The sequence below is a fragment of the Paraburkholderia sp. RAU6.4a genome (assembly GCF_050435625.1).
GTDB lineage: Bacteria > Pseudomonadota > Gammaproteobacteria > Burkholderiales > Burkholderiaceae > Paraburkholderia > Paraburkholderia tuberum.
Genome location: NZ_JBNDKQ010000002.1, coordinates 3,687,571 through 3,703,825 on the forward strand (window position 1 = coordinate 3,687,571; position 16,255 = coordinate 3,703,825).

Below are 16,255 nucleotides of genomic sequence, written 5' to 3' on the forward strand. Positions count from 1 at the left end.
CGGCCGCGAACCAGCGACCGAACAGGCGCTCGCACGCGGCAAGCCTGCAAGCGCCCACGGACATTCGAGGATTCAATGACTGAACATAACGCTACCCGGTCCATGTTCGACCCGGCGCTGCTGCGCCCGGCGATCGTGGACTCCTTTAAAAAGCTCACGCCGCGCACGCAGTTTCGCAACCCGGTGATGTTCTGCGTGTACGTCGGCAGCATCCTGACGACCATTCTGTGGATCGCCGCGCTTGGCGGTCAGGCCGAGGCGCCCGCGGGCTTCATCCTCGCGGTCACGCTGTGGCTGTGGTTCACGGTGCTGTTCGCGAACTTCGCGGAGGCGCTCGCCGAAGGCCGCTCGAAAGCGCAGGCCGCGTCGCTGCGCAGCGCGAAGAGAGACGTGATGGCGAAGAAGCTCAACGAGCCGCATCCGAAGTCGCCGATCCGCATCACGACCGCGACCGATCTGCGCCGTGGCGACGTCGTGCTGGTCGAGACCGGCGACGTGATCCCGGCCGACGGCGAAGTGATCGAGGGCGTCGCTTCGGTCGACGAATCGGCGATCACCGGTGAATCGGCGCCGGTGATCCGCGAGTCGGGCGGCGACTTTTCGTCGGTGACGGGCGGCACGCGGGTGCTGTCGGACTGGATCGTCGTGCGCGTCACGGCCAACCCGGGCGAGGCGTTCCTCGACCGCATGATCGCGATGGTCGAAGGCGCGAAGCGTCAGAAGACGCCGAACGAAATCGCGCTCACCATCCTGCTCGTCGCGCTGACCATCGTGATGCTGCTCGCCACCGCGACGCTGCTGCCGTTCTCGATGTTCTCCGTCGAAGCCGCGAAAGCGGGCCACGTGGTGACGATCACCGCGCTCGCCGCGCTGCTCGTGTGTCTGATCCCGACGACGATCGGCGGCCTGTTGTCGGCGATCGGCGTGGCCGGGATGAGCCGCATGATGCAGGCGAACGTGATCGCGACCTCGGGCCGTGCCGTCGAAGCGGCCGGCGACGTCGACGTGCTGCTGCTCGACAAGACGGGCACGATCACGCTCGGCAACCGCCAGGCGTCGCAGTTTCTGCCGGCGCCGGGTCTGACCGAAGAGGTGCTTGCCGATGCCGCGCAGCTGTCGTCGCTTGCCGACGAAACGCCGGAAGGCCGCAGCATCGTCGTGCTCGCGAAGCAGCGCTTCAATATCCGTCAGCGCGATATGGCCTCGCTGCATGCGGTGTTTCTCGCGTTCACGGCGCAGACCCGCATGAGTGGCGTCGATCTGTCTCCGCAAGGGACTCCGTACGGGACTCATGGCCGTGAAATCCGCAAGGGCGCGGCCGATGCGGTCAAGCACTATGTCGAAGCGAACGGCGGCCGTTTCCCGAACGAAGTCAGCAACGCGGTCGCCGATGTCGCGCGACGCGGCAGCACACCGCTGGTGGTTGCCGAGAAAGGCGAGCAGGGCGCGCGCGTGCTCGGCGTGATCGAGTTGAAGGACGTCGTGAAGGGCGGTATCAAGGAGCGCTTCGCCGAGCTGCGCAAGATGGGCATCAAGACCGTGATGGTGACGGGCGACAACCGCCTGACCGCCGCCGCGATCGCGGCCGAAGCGGGCGTCGACGACTTCCTTGCCGAGGCGACACCCGAAACGAAGCTCGCGACGATTCGCGCGCATCAGGCCGAAGGGCGTCTGGTCGCGATGACCGGCGACGGCACCAACGACGCGCCCGCGCTCGCGCAGGCCGACGTCGCGGTCGCGATGAACACCGGCACGCAGGCGGCAAAAGAGGCCGGCAATATGGTCGACCTCGATTCGAATCCGACCAAGCTGATCGAGATCGTCGAGATCGGCAAGCAGATGCTGATGACGCGCGGGTCGTTGACCACATTCTCGATCGCCAACGACGTCGCCAAGTACTTCGCGATCATTCCGGCCGCGTTCGCGTCGACGTATCCGGCGTTGAACGCGCTGAACGTGATGCATCTCGCGACGCCGACCTCGGCAATCATGTCGGCGGTGATCTTCAACGCGCTGATCATCGTGCTGCTGATTCCGCTGGCGCTGAAGGGCGTGCGCTATCGCGCGCTAGGCGCTGCGATCCTGCTGCGTCGCAATCTGCTGATCTATGGCCTTGGCGGGATCATCGTGCCGTTCATCGGCATCAAGCTGATCGATATGGTGCTCGCCGCGTTCGGTTGGGTTTGAGCGCGCAGCGCGTCATTACGCCACAACCAGAAGTGATGAAAAGGGAAAGAGACCCATCATGAAAAATCTGTTCCGTCCGCTGATCGTGATCTTCGCGGTGCTGACCGCGATCACAGGACTCGCCTATCCCGCCGTGATGACCGCGTTCGGCCAGGCGGCGTTCCACCAACAGGCCAACGGCAGCCTCATCGAGCAGAACGGCAAGGTGGTCGGCTCACAGCTGATCGGCCAGCAGTTCGACGCGCCCCAGTACTTCTGGGGCCGGCTGTCGGCGACGAGCCCGATGCCGTACAACCCGCAAAGCTCGGGCGGCTCGAACCTCGGGCCGAACAACCCCGCGCTGCTCGACGAGATCAAGGGCCGTCTCGCGGCGCTGAAGGCGGCGGGCACCGACATGTCGAAGCCGGTGCCGGTCGATCTGGTCACGTCGTCGGGCAGCGGGCTCGATCCGGAGATCAGTCCGGCCGCGGCCGCGTATCAGCTCGAGCGGGTCGCGCAGGCCCGTCACCTCGCGCCGAACGACGTGCAGGCGCTCGTCGAGCGCTACACGACGGGGCGCCAGTTCGGCGTGCTCGGCGAGCCGCGCGTGAATGTGCTGAAGCTCAATCTCGCGCTCGATGAAATGAAGCGCGGCTGACACTGAACGCATCGACGACGCACCAGCCGCAATTGCGGTTCATCGATGAAACAGCGGCGTTTCGCGTGGCGCCGCGCCGCCATTTGCGGGCCGGCGCGGGCCGTGCCACCATGCAGACACCGCCGCTCGCACGACTATCAAAACCACTGCGCATGAACCGCCCCGATCCTGACCAACTGCTCGACAAGCTGCAGCGCGACGAAGAAAAACGCCAGCGCGGCCGGCTGAAGGTTTTCTTCGGCGCGTCGGCCGGCGTCGGCAAGACCTATGCGATGCTGCAGGCCGCGAGCCGCCGCCAGCAAGAAGGGGTCGACGTGCTGGTCGGCATCGCCGAAACGCATGGACGCAGCGAAACCGCCGCGTTGCTCGCGGGGCTCGACGTGCTGCCGCTCGCGCAGATCGAGTATCGCGGCCGCAAGCTCGGCGAGTTCGATCTCGACGCCGCGCTCGCGCGCAAGCCGCAACTGATCCTCGTCGACGAACTCGCGCATTCGAACCTGCAGGGCGCGCGTCATCTGAAGCGCTGGCAGGACGTCTACGAACTGCTCGACGCGGGCATCGACGTTTATACGACCGTCAACGTGCAGCATCTGGAGAGCCTGAACGACGTGGTCGGCCAGATCACCGGCATCCGGGTGTGGGAGACCGTGCCCGATCGCGTGTTCGATCATGCCGACGAAGTCACGCTCGTCGATCTGCCGGCCGAGGAACTGCTCGACCGCATGCGCGACGGCAAGGTCTACATGGCGCAGCAGGCGGAGCGCGCGGTGCGCAACTTCTTTCGCAAGGGCAACCTGATCGCGCTGCGCGAACTCGCGCTGCGCCGCACCGCCGATCGGGTCGACGCGCAGATGCGCGAGTACCGCGCCGATCGGTCGATCCAGCGTATCTGGCAGGCGCGCGAGCGGCTGCTGGTGTGCGTCGGTCCCGGTCCGGAGGCGCCGGCGCTGGTGCGCTCGGCGGCGCGCCTCGCCGCTAGCCTGAGGGCCGACTGGCTCGCGGTCTATGTCGAAACGCCCGCGTTGCAGCGCCTGCCCGACGCGCGCCGCGAACGCACGTTGAACGCGCTGAAGCTTGCCGCCGAACTCGGCGCCGAAACCGCGACGCTCGCCGCCACCGATGCGCTCGACGCGTTGATCGGTTACGCGCAGGCGCGCAACGTATCGAAGCTGGTGGCGGGCGCATCGTCGCGCACGGGCGCGAGCCGCTGGCTGCGCCGGCCGCTGGGCGAGCGCATCGCCGAGAAGAGCGGCGATCTCGATCTCACGCTGATTCGCGTGTCGTCGGAGCGCGACGGCGGCGCGCAGCGGCGGCTGTTGAACACGACCGCGAACGCTTGGCGCGAGGCGTTGAGCGCGGCCCGCGAGCGTCGCTCGCCGCCGCGCGCGTACGCGTTCGCGCTCGCGATCGGCGCGGCGATCACGTTGCTGTCGAGCCAGTTGATCGACCGCATCGATCTGACCAACCTCGTGATGCTGTATCTGCTCGGCGTGATCTTCACCGCGGTGAAGCTCGGGCGCGGGCCGGGCGTCGTGCTGTCGTTCGCGAGCGTCGCCGCGTTCGATTTCTTCTTCGTGCCGCCGCGCATGTCGCTGTCGGTCTCCGACACGCAATACCTGCTGACGTTCTTCGGCATGCTGCTGACCTCGCTCGTGATCAGCCATCTGACTTCGAGCCTGCGCCACGAGGCGAGCGTCGCGCGACGCCGCGAGCAGCGCACCGGCGCGATGTACGAGATGGCGCGCGAGCTCGCCGCGGCGCTCGCGACCGAGCAGATCGTCGGCATCGGCACCCGGCACGTGAGCGAGGTGTTCGGCGCGCGTGTGGCGATCCTGCTGCCCGACAGCGCCGACCAGATCAAACAGAAGATCGAGGACCCCGACGCGGCGATCACGCTCGAAGGCGACGCGCTCGATCTCGATGTCGGCCAATGGGTCTACGATCAGCAGAAGCCGGCCGGCCACGGCACCGATACGCTGCCGGCCGCCGCGGCGCTGTATCTGCCGCTGAAGGCGCCGATGCGCACGCGCGGCGTGCTCGCGGTGGTCGTGCGTGACGAGCGCGAGCTGACCGTGCCCGAACAGCGCCGCATGCTCGATGCGTTCGCCGCGCAGATCGCGCTCGCGCTCGAACGGGTGCACTACGTCGATATCGCGCGCGATGCGCTCGTCAACATGGAGTCGGAGCGGCTGCGCAATTCGCTGCTGTCGGCGATTTCGCACGATCTGCGCACGCCGCTGACGACGATCGTCGGGTTTTCGTCGATGCTCGCGCAGGGGCGGCAGGCGGGACAGGGGCGGACAGAAGGCGAGGTGAATGCTTCTTTGCGGACCGACGCGCAATCCGCCGCGCGGCGTGACGACGAACTCGTCGACGCAATCCACGAAGAAGCGCTGCGCATGACCGGCATCGTCACGAATCTGCTCGACATGGCGCGCTTGCAGGCCGGCAGCCTGCAACTGAACCAGCAATGGACGCTGCTCGAGGAGACCGTCGGCGCCGCGCTGCGTGCGTGCAAGCGTGTGCTCGCGGATCATCCGGTGCGGGTTACGCTGCCCGCCGATCTGCCGCTGCTGCATCTCGACGCGGTGTTGATGGAGCGCTTGTTCTCGAACCTGTTCGAGAACGCGGCCAAATACACGGCGTCCGGCACGCCGCTCGCGATCGGCGCGCAGCAGATCGACGCGGACGGCACGCCGTTCGTGCGCATCACGATCGACGACAACGGCCCCGGCCTGCCCGCCGGCATGGAAGCGCGCGTGTTCGAGAAGTTCACGCGCGGCGAGAAGGAGTCGGCGAAACCAGGCATCGGCCTTGGGCTCGCGATCTGCCGCGCGATCGTCGAGGCACACGGCGGTACAATCGGCGCGCTCAACCGGCTGGCCACGGATGGCCACGTCGAGGGCGCGCGCTTCTGGTTCACGCTGCCGGTCAAGACGCCGCCCGACACACCCGAGACGTTTGATACGCTCGAAGACGAAGGCGCAGCCACCGACACCGACACCGCCGCCGACCTCAACCCGCTCACCCGCCCCGCCCATGAGTGACCTGAGCATCACCGTCGTTCTGATCGAAGACGAGAAGCAGATTCGCCGCTTCGTGCGCACGGCGCTCGAAGGCGAGGGCATCGCCGTGTACGACGCCGAGACCGGCAAGCAGGGGCTCGTCGAAGCGGCGACGCGCAAGCCCGATCTCGTGATCGTCGATCTGGGCCTGCCCGACACCGACGGCCTCGACGTGATCCGCGAGCTGCGCGGCTGGAGCGAGCTGCCGGTGATCGTGCTGTCGGCGCGTACCCAGGAAAGCGAAAAGGTCGCCGCGCTCGACGCCGGCGCCGACGATTACCTGACCAAGCCGTTCGGCGTGTCCGAGTTGCTTGCGCGGATCCGCGCGCATCTGCGGCGGCGCAATCACGGCGGCGCGAACGAATCGCCGCAGGTGCGTTTCGGTGCGGTCACCGTCGACCTCGCGCTGCGCCAGGTTACGCGCGACGGCGCCGCGGTTCATCTGACGCCGATCGAATACCGGCTGCTCGCGACGCTCGTGCGCCATGCGGGCCGCGTGCTCACGCACCGGCAGTTGCTGCGCGACGTGTGGGGGCCGTCGCACGTCGAGAGTCACCACTATCTGCGCATCTACATGGCGCATCTGCGCGGCAAGCTCGAGCGCGATCCGGCGCAGCCGGAGCATATCGTCACGGAGACGGGCGTCGGGTACCGGCTGGTGGGTGCGGTGTGAGTTCGTCCGCGATGCCGCTTCGTTATAATCTCCCGACGTAAGGACGACCTTGCGCCTGCATCAGTCATCGGGGACGGCCCCATTTTTCATGGAGCTGTGTCGATGTCCTGGTTTCTTCTCCTGATTGCCGGTCTGCTCGAAGTCGCGTGGGCGGCCGGTCTCAAAACTTCCGAAGGTTTCACCCGCTTGTGGCCGTCCATCTTCACGGTCGTGACCGCGCTCGGCAGCTTCGTGCTGCTCGCGCTCGCGATGCGCCAGTTGCCGCTCGGCACAGCCTATGCCGTTTGGACAGGGATCGGCGCGGTCGGCGCGTTCATCTTCGGCGTCGTGATGATGGGCGAGGCGTTGACGGTCGCGCGCGCCGCCAGTGCGTCGCTGATCGTGATCGGCCTCGTCGGCCTGAAGCTGTCGTCGGGGCACTGACCGGGCGGCCACCTGCGCTCGGGGCGCGGCCGCCATTGCCTGCAAGCCACAGCGAAGGCTTCGCCGCTCTGCGTTCTGCGAATTATCGTAGCTATAATGAGACAGAAACGACCTTGAAATTGCCCGCGGCCTGGCTGGCGCGGCCACCTTGGCGAGCCTGATGGCTTCGGCGCGGAACGCCCGCTCGTTCCCGCCGCGGCGCCTGGCACGCACTGAGCGCGTGGAGGCGGCCATGCTTGAATCACTTTCACTTGCAGCGGGCCTTTCATGGGGCAGCGGTCTGCGCCTCTATCTGACGGTCCTCCTGGCCGGCGTGTTCGAACGTCTTGGCCTGATTCACTTGCCGAACACATTGTCCGCGCTGTCATCGCCATGGGTGATCGGTGCGGCGGCCGTGCTGACGCTGGCCGAATTCCTCGCCGACAAGATCCCCGCGTTCGATTCGCTGTGGGATGCGATCCACACCTTCATCCGCATTCCGGCCGGCGCCGTGCTGGCCGCCGGCGCGCTCGGCCACGCCGATCCGACGCTGCTGAGCGTTGCCGCGCTCGCGGGCGGCACGCTCGCCGGCACCGCGCATCTCGCGAAGGCGGGCACGCGCGCGCTGATCAACCTGTCGCCGGAGCCGGTGTCGAACCTCGTCACGTCGACCGCCGAGGACGGCCTCGTGGTCGGCGGCGTACTGCTTGCGCTGTTCGTGCCGCTCGTGTTTCTGGTCTTGATGGTAGGCTTCCTGCTGCTCGCGGCGTGGGCATTGCCGCGATTGTGGCGTGGCGTGCAGGGCGGTTTTCGCGGCATGGCCACGCACATGGTGTCGCGATTTGCGAGGAGCAGGCACGATTGAGCGAAGCACTACCAGGATCCAAGGCGGGTTCAAGAACGCGCGCCGACACGAGACCGGCGCGGCCGCTTGGCGGCATCGATCTGTTGCGCCAGGCCATGCGGATGACAGCGCGCGACTGGCGCGCGGGCGAACTGACGATGTTGCTGCTCGCGCTCGTGCTGGCGGTCGCGGCGTTGTCGAGCGTCGGGTTTCTGGGCGATCGGCTGCATCAGGGGCTCGAGCGCGATGCGCGGCGCATGATCGCCGCCGACTTCATCGTGCGCGCCGATCATCCGGTCGATCCGCAATTCGCCGCCGAGGCGCACGCCCTGGGCCTGCGCGCCGCCACCACGGCGATCTTTCCCAGCATGATCAATTCGACCGGCGCGCAGCCGGCGTCGCGGCTCGCCGCCGTCAAGGCGGTGTCGCCCGGCTATCCGTTGCGCGGCGCGTTGCGCATCGCGGCGGCGCCGGGTGCGGCCGATCATCCGGCGACGTCGATTCCGGCGCCGGGCACCGTGTGGGTCGACCAGCAGTTGCTCGACGCGCTGAAGCTGAAGATCGGCGATGCGGTGAAGCTCGGCAATCGCAACTTCACGGTCGGCGCGCTGATCACGCGCGAGCTCGATCGCGGCTTTTCGTTCGTCAACTTTTCACCGCGCCTGATGCTGAATGCCGCTGACGTACCGTCGACGGGCCTGATCACCTATGGCAGCCGCGTCACGTACCGGCTGCTGGTCGCCGGTTCAGACGACGCGGTCGCGCGCTTCGCGCAGTTTGCGCATGAGCACGTCGACGGCGGCAAGCTGCGCGGCGTCGCGCTCGAGTCGCTGCAGGACGGCCAGCCGCAGGTGCGTCAGACGCTCGATCGCGCGGGCCATTTCCTGACGCTCGTGTCGCTGTTGACCGCGCTGCTCGCGGCCGTCGCGATCGCGATGGCCGCGCACCGCTATATGCGCCGGCATCTCGACGGCTGCGCGGCGATGCGCTGTCTCGGCGTGAGCCAGGCCGCGCTGCGCGCGCTGTTCACGCTCGAATTCGTCGGGCTGGGCGTACTCGGCGGCGTGCTCGGCGTGGCGCTCGGTTATCTCGGGCATCTCGCGCTGCTGACGTGGCTCGGCGGCCTGATCGACGTGGTGCTGCCGCAGCCGACGCTGTGGCCCGCGCTCGAAGGCATCGCGGCCGGCCTCGTGCTGCTGCTCGGCTTCGCGCTGCCGCCGCTGTTGCCGCTCACGCGCGTGCCGCCGGTGCGCGTGCTGCGGCGTGAATGGGGCGAGGAGGGACGCACTGCGTGGGCCGCCTACGCGCTCGGCATCGTGCTGTTCGCGGGGCTGCTGATACTCGCCGCGGGGGAATTGAAGCTCGGGGGCATCGTCGCGGGTGGATTCGCGGGCGGGCTGCTGGTGTTCGCCGGCATCGCGCGGCTCGCGTTGTGGGGCGCGGCGCGCGTGGTGCGCAGCGAGCGCGTCAATGCGGGCATCGGCTGGCGCTATGCGCTGGCGTCGCTCGAGCGGCGCAGCAGTACCAGCGCGCTACAGATCACCGCGCTCGGCATTGGCCTGATGTGCCTGCTGCTGATCGCGATGACGCGCGACGACCTCGTGCAGGGCTGGCGCAAATCGACCCCGCCCGATGCGCCCAACGAGTTCATCATCGACATCCAGCCCGATCAGCGCGACGCGGTCACGCAGTATCTGGACGCGCACGGCATCGCCGGCGCGGCGCTGTCGCCAATGGTGCGCGGGCGGCTCGTCGCGATCAACGGTAAGGCGGTCGATCCGGATTCGTTCAAGGGCGAGGATGCGCGGCGACTGGTCGACCGCGAGTTCAACCTGTCCTACACGACGCAACTGCCCGACGACAACCGGATCGCCGCGGGAACCTGGTTCGGCGAGACGACGAAGCCGCAGATCTCGATCGAGCAGGGTCTCGCGAAGCTGATCAACGTGAAGCCCGGCGACGTGCTGCGCTTCGACGTGACGGGGCTGACTGTCGAGGCGCCGGTGACGAGCGTGCGCAAGCTCGACTGGGGTTCTTTCAAGGTCAACTTCTTCGTGCTGATGCCGCCGGTTTCGTTGCAGGATTTTCCGGCGACTTTCATCACGAGCTTCCATCTGCCGGTGGAGAAACAGTCGACGATCGATGGCCTGATCGCCGCGTATCCGAATCTGACCGCGATCGATACAGGCCCGATCCTCGCGCAGGTGCAGCGCGTGTTGCAGCAGGTGATCGGCGCGGTGCAATTCCTGTTTGCGTTCACGCTCGCGGCCGGCGTGCTGGTGCTGTACGCGGCGCTCGCCGGCACGCGCGACGAGCGTATGCGAGAATCCGCGCTGCTGCGTGCGCTGGGCGCATCGCATCGTCAGGTGCGGTCGGTGCAGGTGTCCGAATTCGTCGCGGTCGGCGCGCTTGCCGGCCTGATGGCGGCGCTCGGCGCGCAGATCGTCGGCTCGATGCTGGCCACGCACGTGTTCGAGTTTTATCTGGACTTCGATCCGTGGCTGCTGCCGGTGGGCATTGCGGCCGGCATCGCGTGTGCCGGTGTCGGCGGGTGGCTGAGTTTGCGGCATGTGTTGGCGCGGCCGGCGCTGCAGTCGCTGCGCGACGCGTGAGTTTTCCTGGTGATGTCTTTTTGCTGTTGAGCAGGGTATGAGCGATTTGAACGACGAAGTGTCCTCGGACAAGCCGACGGCCTTCGAACTGGTGGGCGGCGAGTCGCGCGTGCGCGACCTGGTCGACCGGTTTTACGACCTGATGGATCTCGAGGCGGATTTCGCCGGGATTCGCGCGCTGCATCCGGGGTCGCTCGAGGGGTCGCGCGACAAGCTATTCTGGTTTTTGTGCGGCTGGCTCGGCGGTCCCGATCATTACATCGGCCGCTTTGGCCATCCCCGTCTGCGCGCGCGGCATCTGCCGTTCGTGATCGCGTCGAGCGAGCGTGATCAGTGGTTGAGGTGCATGGCATGGGCGATGGAGGATGTCGGCTTGCCGGAACCGCTGCGCGAGCGCCTGCTCGGCTCGTTCTTCGAAACCGCCGACTGGATGCGCAACCGCAATGGCTGACACGCCGCCGCACGCCACCTCGGCACCGTATTCGGTCGAAGCCGACTATGCGGCGCTCGCGCCGCGGGCGCGCGAGGTTCTCGACTGCTGGTTCGGCGCGCCGGGCACGCCGGAGCACGGCACGGAGCGCAAGCTCTGGTTCAAGCGCGATGACGCCGTCGATACGACGCTGCGCGAACGTTTCGGTAACCTGATCGATGCAGCGAACGCGGGTCAGCTCGACGCATGGCAGAGCACGCCGTTGGGTGCGTTGGCGCTCGTCATCGTGCTGGACCAGTTTTCGCGCAACTGCCATCGCAATACGCCGCGCGCCTTCTCGACCGACGGCAAGGCGCTGCAAACCGCGCAACGGATCATCGCGAGCGGCGCCGATCGGCTGTTGCCGGACGTGCAGCATCGCGCGTTCGCGTATCTGCCGTTCGAGCACGATGAAACGCTCGCGAGCCAGCAGGAGTCGCTGCGTCTGTTCAAACAGCTTGCGGCGGAGCCGGGCGGTGACGGCTACTATCAGTACGCGCTGCGCCACGCGAAAGCGATTGAACGATTTGGCCGCTTTCCACATCGCAACGGGTTGCTCGGACGTGAATCGAGCGACGAGGAGATCGCGTTCCTGCGCGAGCCCGGTTCGTCGTTCTGAATCGACGCAGACGCGCGCGCGAGACACTCGGCCGGCGCGACGCGTTGCGCGGCTCTACTCGTCGCCGTGCAGCTTGCCCGCCATCGGCGTGCGCACGAAGACGCGCAACAGCTCATCCGAATCGCCCGGTCGCGCACCGGACCAGAACAGCCGCCATTCGCCGGCCGGCGGCCGCGCGTTGTCGCGGCGGCTTTCCTCGATCAGCCAGGTGCAGGCGGTCGTGCGCGGATCTTCGCTCGGCTGATGCACGATGCCCGTGTAGTAGAAGAGCATCGGCGCTTCGGATTCGCCGAGTCCGGAGCTTGCCATGCAGTCGCCGTCGTTCCATTCGATATCCATCTTCGCGCCGAGGTCCCGGAACACCGAGCGGTAGCTTTTCGCGTAGTCGAGCCACGGGCAGCAACAGCGTGCTGACGAGCCCCCAGACGAGCATCGCGCCCGCGCACCAGCTAAGCGCGCCGCGCCATTTGCCCGCGTACTTGAACGACGGCAGCAGCCACAGCCAGCCGATCGTCAGCAGCAGCGCGCCGACGATCAGCGCGGGCGAAATCGGCAGCACCCAGTCGAGCGGCAGCCAGCGGCCGAGCAGATGCAGCGACGCATGCGTGTTCGCGGGGGTCGTCATGATCGACCAGACGATCCACACGAGCGCGGCCGTGCTGCCGAACAGCACTCGGCTAGTCATATCCCAGCCGGTATGCAGGCGCGCCGGCAAACGTTCGACGCCCTGCATCGCGACCAGCGCGAGCGGCGCGATGAACGGCAGGATGTATAGCTCGCGAACCGTCGCCGAGCTTTGCAGCACCGCGAAACCGATACCCGCGAACAGCACCGGCAACGCGACGCGCGGATCGCGCCAGCGCCGCCATGCGCCACCGGCGAGCGCGGCCAGCGCGAGCGGTACGACCGGAAAGCCGACGCTCAGCACGGTGCGCAGTACGAACAGGTGGCTCTCGTTTTCGGAGCCGAGCTCGGCGACCGAAAAACCGAAGAAACGCCCGACGTTGTTATCCCACAACCACACCTTGAAGAGTGCCGCTGAGCGCAGGTAGAAGCAGATCGGCCAGATCAGCGCGAACGGCGCGCAGACGAGCGCGGCGAGGACGAGCGCGCCGGCGAAGCCGCGGCTGCGGCATGCGGGATAGAGCAGCAGCGCCGCGCAGGTGGTGGCGCCGAACACGAGCGGTACGAACAGCCCCTTGGCGAGCAGCGACACGCCGACGCCCGCGCCGAACATCGTCGCGCCGCTGATGATCGCGTGACGCCGCTCGCGGGCATCGAGCGGTTCGGTCTGCCGGGCGGCTTGCGAGTGCATCGGTAAATACGACGCGGCGCGCGGGTCGTCACGCAGATGCACGAGTACGAGTTCGAACAGTCCGCAAAAGCCGAGCGCGGCGCCGGCCATCAGCGCGACGTCGGTCATCATGTCGTGCACGTGCTTGACGACGACGAGTGTGCCGCCGAACAGCGCGAGCGTGCCGATCACGCGCAGGTCGAACCAGCTCGACGCAGCGACCGCGCGACGCGCGACCCGCGCGGTGTAATACACCGTCAGGCCCGCGAACAGCGCACTCGCGAGCCGTGCCGCATCGTGCAGCGGCAGATAGCGGCCGAACATCCACGCGAGGCCCGTGGCGACCCAATCGTAGATCGGCGGCTTTTCGACGAAGGGCTGGCCGGCATTGGTCGGCACGACGAGGTCGCCGGTATCGAGCATGTGCTGGACGATGCCGAATGTGTAGGTTTCGTCCTGCTTCCACGGTTCGTGGCCGAGAATGCCGGGGGCGAGCCACGCGCACAGGATCGCCAGCGTGACCAGCCACAGCAGCGGGCGGATCGCCGCGAGCGCGCGCCAACGCTGCAGGCCGCGCGTTGCGCGGTCGGCAGAAACGGCGGAGCCCGATGGATGGGCGGTGTCGGCGCTGTATACCGCTGCGGCCGAAGCCGCGGGGTCCCCGGCCGCCGGCTGGGTCTGCGCGCCGGCAAACGGGTGCGCGGTGCTGGCGGAAAGCGAAGCCTCGTGCGTGCCGCCTGCTGCAGCGGCCGAGGTCGGGGCTGTCGCGTTGGCACTGTGCGCGCGCCAGCGCGTGGACTGCTTGTGTTGCATGGAAGTCTCTGGTCAGCGTACGCGGCGGCGTTGGCCTCGTACTTATGCTTTGCTTACGTCGCCTGCGGATGCATACGATCTGATCGATTGTAGCGCCGCATTATTACTGAAGATTACACGCGAACGAACACGCGCGCATTCGATGCGCGGCTGTGCCGGTTTCATGAGAAATCGACCAGGGTTCGTGGGGAAAGAGGAGAGGGGGAGCGGGCTGGAAAGGCGCGGCCGTAGTGGCCCGTGCCAAGCGTTTAAGGCTTGCGCCGCGTTGCGTGCGGCGTTCGCTCAGCGGCCGCCGGCGACGTCGAACAGCGCGCCCGTCACGTACGACGACGCGTCGCTGAGCAGCCACACGATGGCCTCGGCGACTTCTTCGGCGCGGCCGGGGCGGCCGAGCGGCGTGGTCGCGCCCAGTTGCGCGGCGCGCTCGGGCTTGCCGCCGCTCGCATGGATCTCGGTGTCGATCAGGCCCGGACGCACCGCGTTCACGCGCACGCCCTGCGGGCCGAGTTCTTTCGCGAGGCCGAGCGTCATCGTGTCGATTGCGCCTTTCGACCCCGCATAGTCGACGTATTCGTTCGGCGAACCGAGCCGCGCCGCCGCCGACGAAACATTGACGATCGCGCCGCCCGCGCCGCCGCGCTGGGTCGACATGCGCCGTGCCGCTTCCCGTGCGCACAGATAGGCGCCGAGCACGTTGACGTCGAACATGCGTTTCAGACGCGCGAAGTCCATATCGGCGAGCTGACTCGACGGCGCGACGATGCCCGCGTTGTTGACGAGCGCATCGATGCGGCCGAAGGATTGCTGCAGCGTATCGAACATGCCGGTCACGTCGGCTTCGTTCGCGACATCGCCGGCGATCGGCACCGCGCGGCCGCCCGCGTGTTCGACCTCTGCGACCGTCTGCTGCGCGGCGGCGAGGTCACGCACGTAGTTCACGCCGACGCACCAGCCGCGCGCGCCAAGCAGACGCGCGGTGGCACGGCCAATGCCGCGGCTGCCGCCGGTGATCAGAACAGCTTTCGTCATCGCAACCTCGTCGTTGGGGTGGTGCGTGCGCGGCGCGCTTCGCTCGGGTTCGGTGGACCCGGGATTCAGATCGCGTCGCTTTGGACCGCCGCCCATTTGTCGCGCGCGGGCGGCGCGTAGCGTTGCAGCTTACCGATCAACGCGAGCGGATCGGCGTCGATCTGCAGCATGTCGAGATAGGTCTTGCGCATGAAGCCTTCGTCGACCGTGTGCTGAAGCAGGTCGATCAGCGGCGCGTAGAAGCCGTCGGTGTTCAGGAGTGCAACCGGTTTGCCGTGGTAGCCGAGCTGCGCCCACGTGAAGACCTCGAACAGCTCCTCGAGCGTGCCCGCGCCGCCGGGCATCGCGACGAACGCATCGGACAGCTCGGCCATCATCTTCTTGCGATGATGCATGTCGGGCACCACGTGCAGTTCGGTCAGGCCGTTATGCCCCACTTCCTTGCTGACGAGCAGCTCGGGAATCACGCCGATCGCGCGGCCGCCTTCGGCCATCACGGTATCGGCGATCACGCCCATCAGCCCCACCTTGCCGCCGCCATAGACGAGCGCGAGATCGGCCTCGACCAGCGCACGGCCGAACACGCGCGCCGCCTGCGCATACAACGGTTTGGCTCCCATCGAGGAGCCGCAATAGACACACACCGACTTCATGCTCAACTGTCCTTCGATTCGTTGCGAGGCGCGGCGCCTTCACGCGGCGGCAGGTAGTCGTAGAACTCGCGCTTGGGCAGCCTGCCCGATACGAGATCGTCGAACAGCTGCCGCGAACGGCCGCGCAGGTAGGGCGCCATCAGCGAGACGATCTGCACGCTGACCTGATGCAGCTCTTCGCGGATCGCTTCCTGCTCGTTGTATTTGCGCGGATTCATCACGAACTGATATGACAGCCAGTACGTGCCGATCACGCCGACGTTGGTCGCGATCACCTGCATTTCCTGCGGTGTCGCGACCATTTCGCCGTCGGCGACGAGCTGTTCGCAGAACTGGCTCGCGAAGCGCACCTTATGGCTGATGATCTGCTTGAAGTGCGTCTCGAGCGTGCGGTTGCGCGCGAGGAGGTCGTTCAGGTCGCGGTACAGGAAGCGGTAGCGCCACGTGAAATCGACCATGTACTGCAGATACGACCACATCTCGTCGATGGTCGCGCGATGGTCGTCGGGGAAACGCAGACGCTTCTCGATCTCCTGCTCGAACTGGCTGAAGATGCTGTTGATGATGTCGTCTTTGTTGCGGAAGTGGTAGTACAGGTTGCCTGGGCTGATTTCCATTTCCTCGGCGATCGTCGTCGTCGTGACGTTCGGCTCGCCGATTTCGTTGAACAGCTTCAACGACAGTTCGAGAATCCGTTCGCGCGTGCGGCGGGGAGGTTTGGCTTCCATGTCGTCCGGCCCTGGTTATGCCGGGCTGGGCGCGTGGCGGCGTGCCGCTGCTGCGTGTTCCACCCGGATGCGGTTGGTATATTGAGCTCTCCCGAACCCGCCGACACGCGGCGGGCCCCCCGAAAGGGCAGGATGAGGCGAGGCGCGGATCCGTTTGCGCGAGCGCTTTCCTGTGAGACCGTCAAACGATTATAAACCGAGCGTTCTAATACCCAACCGCCTGCGCGGAT

General features: G+C 67.1%; 12 protein-coding genes and 1 pseudogene. 9 read left to right on the forward strand and 4 right to left on the reverse strand.

Features of this window, described 5'->3' with window-relative positions; translation table 11 throughout:
- The first annotated feature begins 75 nt into the window (after window positions 1-75).
- The 9 genes from kdpB (at window position 76) to OKW40_RS21890 (ending at window position 11,508) form a co-directional block, all read left to right on the forward strand.
- Window positions 76-2,187 (forward strand): potassium-transporting ATPase subunit KdpB, encoded by a 2,112-nt coding sequence (gene kdpB, locus OKW40_RS21850; RefSeq protein ID WP_429491469.1) that lies wholly within the window; start codon window positions 76-78, stop codon window positions 2,185-2,187.
- 58 nt (window positions 2,188-2,245) lie between these two features.
- Window positions 2,246-2,824, forward strand: coding sequence for a potassium-transporting ATPase subunit KdpC (kdpC, locus tag OKW40_RS21855; RefSeq protein ID WP_429491471.1), 579 nt, complete (start codon window positions 2,246-2,248; stop codon window positions 2,822-2,824).
- Window positions 2,825-2,976: 152 nt separating this feature from the next.
- Window positions 2,977-5,871, forward strand: a complete 2,895-nt coding sequence (locus OKW40_RS21860) for a DUF4118 domain-containing protein (protein ID WP_429491473.1) — start codon at window positions 2,977-2,979, stop codon at window positions 5,869-5,871.
- Entirely contained in the window at window positions 5,864-6,562 is a 699-nt protein-coding gene (kdpE, locus tag OKW40_RS21865) for a two-component system response regulator KdpE (RefSeq protein ID WP_176109149.1), read from the forward strand. Before OKW40_RS21860 ends, kdpE begins: the two co-directional genes overlap by 8 nt.
- 102 nt (window positions 6,563-6,664) lie before the next feature.
- On the forward strand, window positions 6,665-6,985 hold the full coding sequence (gene sugE / locus OKW40_RS21870) for a quaternary ammonium compound efflux SMR transporter SugE (RefSeq protein WP_429356870.1): 321 nt from the start codon (window positions 6,665-6,667) through the stop codon (window positions 6,983-6,985).
- Window positions 6,986-7,217: 232 nt separating this feature from the next.
- Entirely contained in the window at window positions 7,218-7,829 is a 612-nt protein-coding gene (locus OKW40_RS21875; RefSeq protein WP_187610983.1) for a DUF4126 domain-containing protein, read from the forward strand.
- Window positions 7,830-7,930: 101 nt separating this feature from the next.
- Window positions 7,931-10,420: an ABC transporter permease gene (locus OKW40_RS21880; RefSeq protein ID WP_429492021.1), complete on the forward strand. Its 2,490-nt coding sequence runs from the start codon at window positions 7,931-7,933 to the stop codon at window positions 10,418-10,420.
- A gap of 37 nt (window positions 10,421-10,457) precedes the next feature.
- A complete protein-coding gene (locus tag OKW40_RS21885) occupies window positions 10,458-10,871 on the forward strand; it encodes a group II truncated hemoglobin (RefSeq protein WP_429491476.1) in 414 nt (137 codons plus the stop codon).
- Window positions 10,864-11,508, forward strand: coding sequence for a DUF924 family protein (locus tag OKW40_RS21890; protein ID WP_429491478.1), 645 nt, complete (start codon window positions 10,864-10,866; stop codon window positions 11,506-11,508). Before OKW40_RS21885 ends, OKW40_RS21890 begins: the two co-directional genes overlap by 8 nt.
- A gap of 54 nt (window positions 11,509-11,562) precedes the next feature.
- Here the strand turns inward: OKW40_RS21890 and OKW40_RS21895 are convergent.
- The 4 genes and pseudogenes from OKW40_RS21895 to OKW40_RS21910 all read right to left on the reverse strand — a co-directional run bounded on the left by OKW40_RS21895 (window position 11,563) and on the right by OKW40_RS21910 (window position 16,025).
- Window positions 11,563-13,615, reverse strand: a pseudogene (locus tag OKW40_RS21895) (ArnT family glycosyltransferase).
- A gap of 282 nt (window positions 13,616-13,897) precedes the next feature.
- Window positions 13,898-14,644 (reverse strand): SDR family oxidoreductase, encoded by a 747-nt coding sequence (locus OKW40_RS21900; protein ID WP_187610980.1) that lies wholly within the window; start codon window positions 14,642-14,644, stop codon window positions 13,898-13,900.
- A 65-nt stretch (window positions 14,645-14,709) separates the two neighbouring features.
- Window positions 14,710-15,297 carry a TIGR00730 family Rossman fold protein gene (locus tag OKW40_RS21905; protein WP_429356875.1) on the reverse strand — a complete coding sequence of 196 codons (588 nt, stop codon included), beginning with the start codon at window positions 15,295-15,297 and terminating at the stop codon, window positions 14,710-14,712.
- Between the two features lie 2 nt (window positions 15,298-15,299).
- Complete coding sequence (locus OKW40_RS21910) at window positions 15,300-16,025, reverse strand: TetR/AcrR family transcriptional regulator (protein ID WP_090803741.1); 726 nt, start codon at window positions 16,023-16,025, stop codon at window positions 15,300-15,302.
- Window positions 16,026-16,255: the final 230 nt, after the last annotated feature.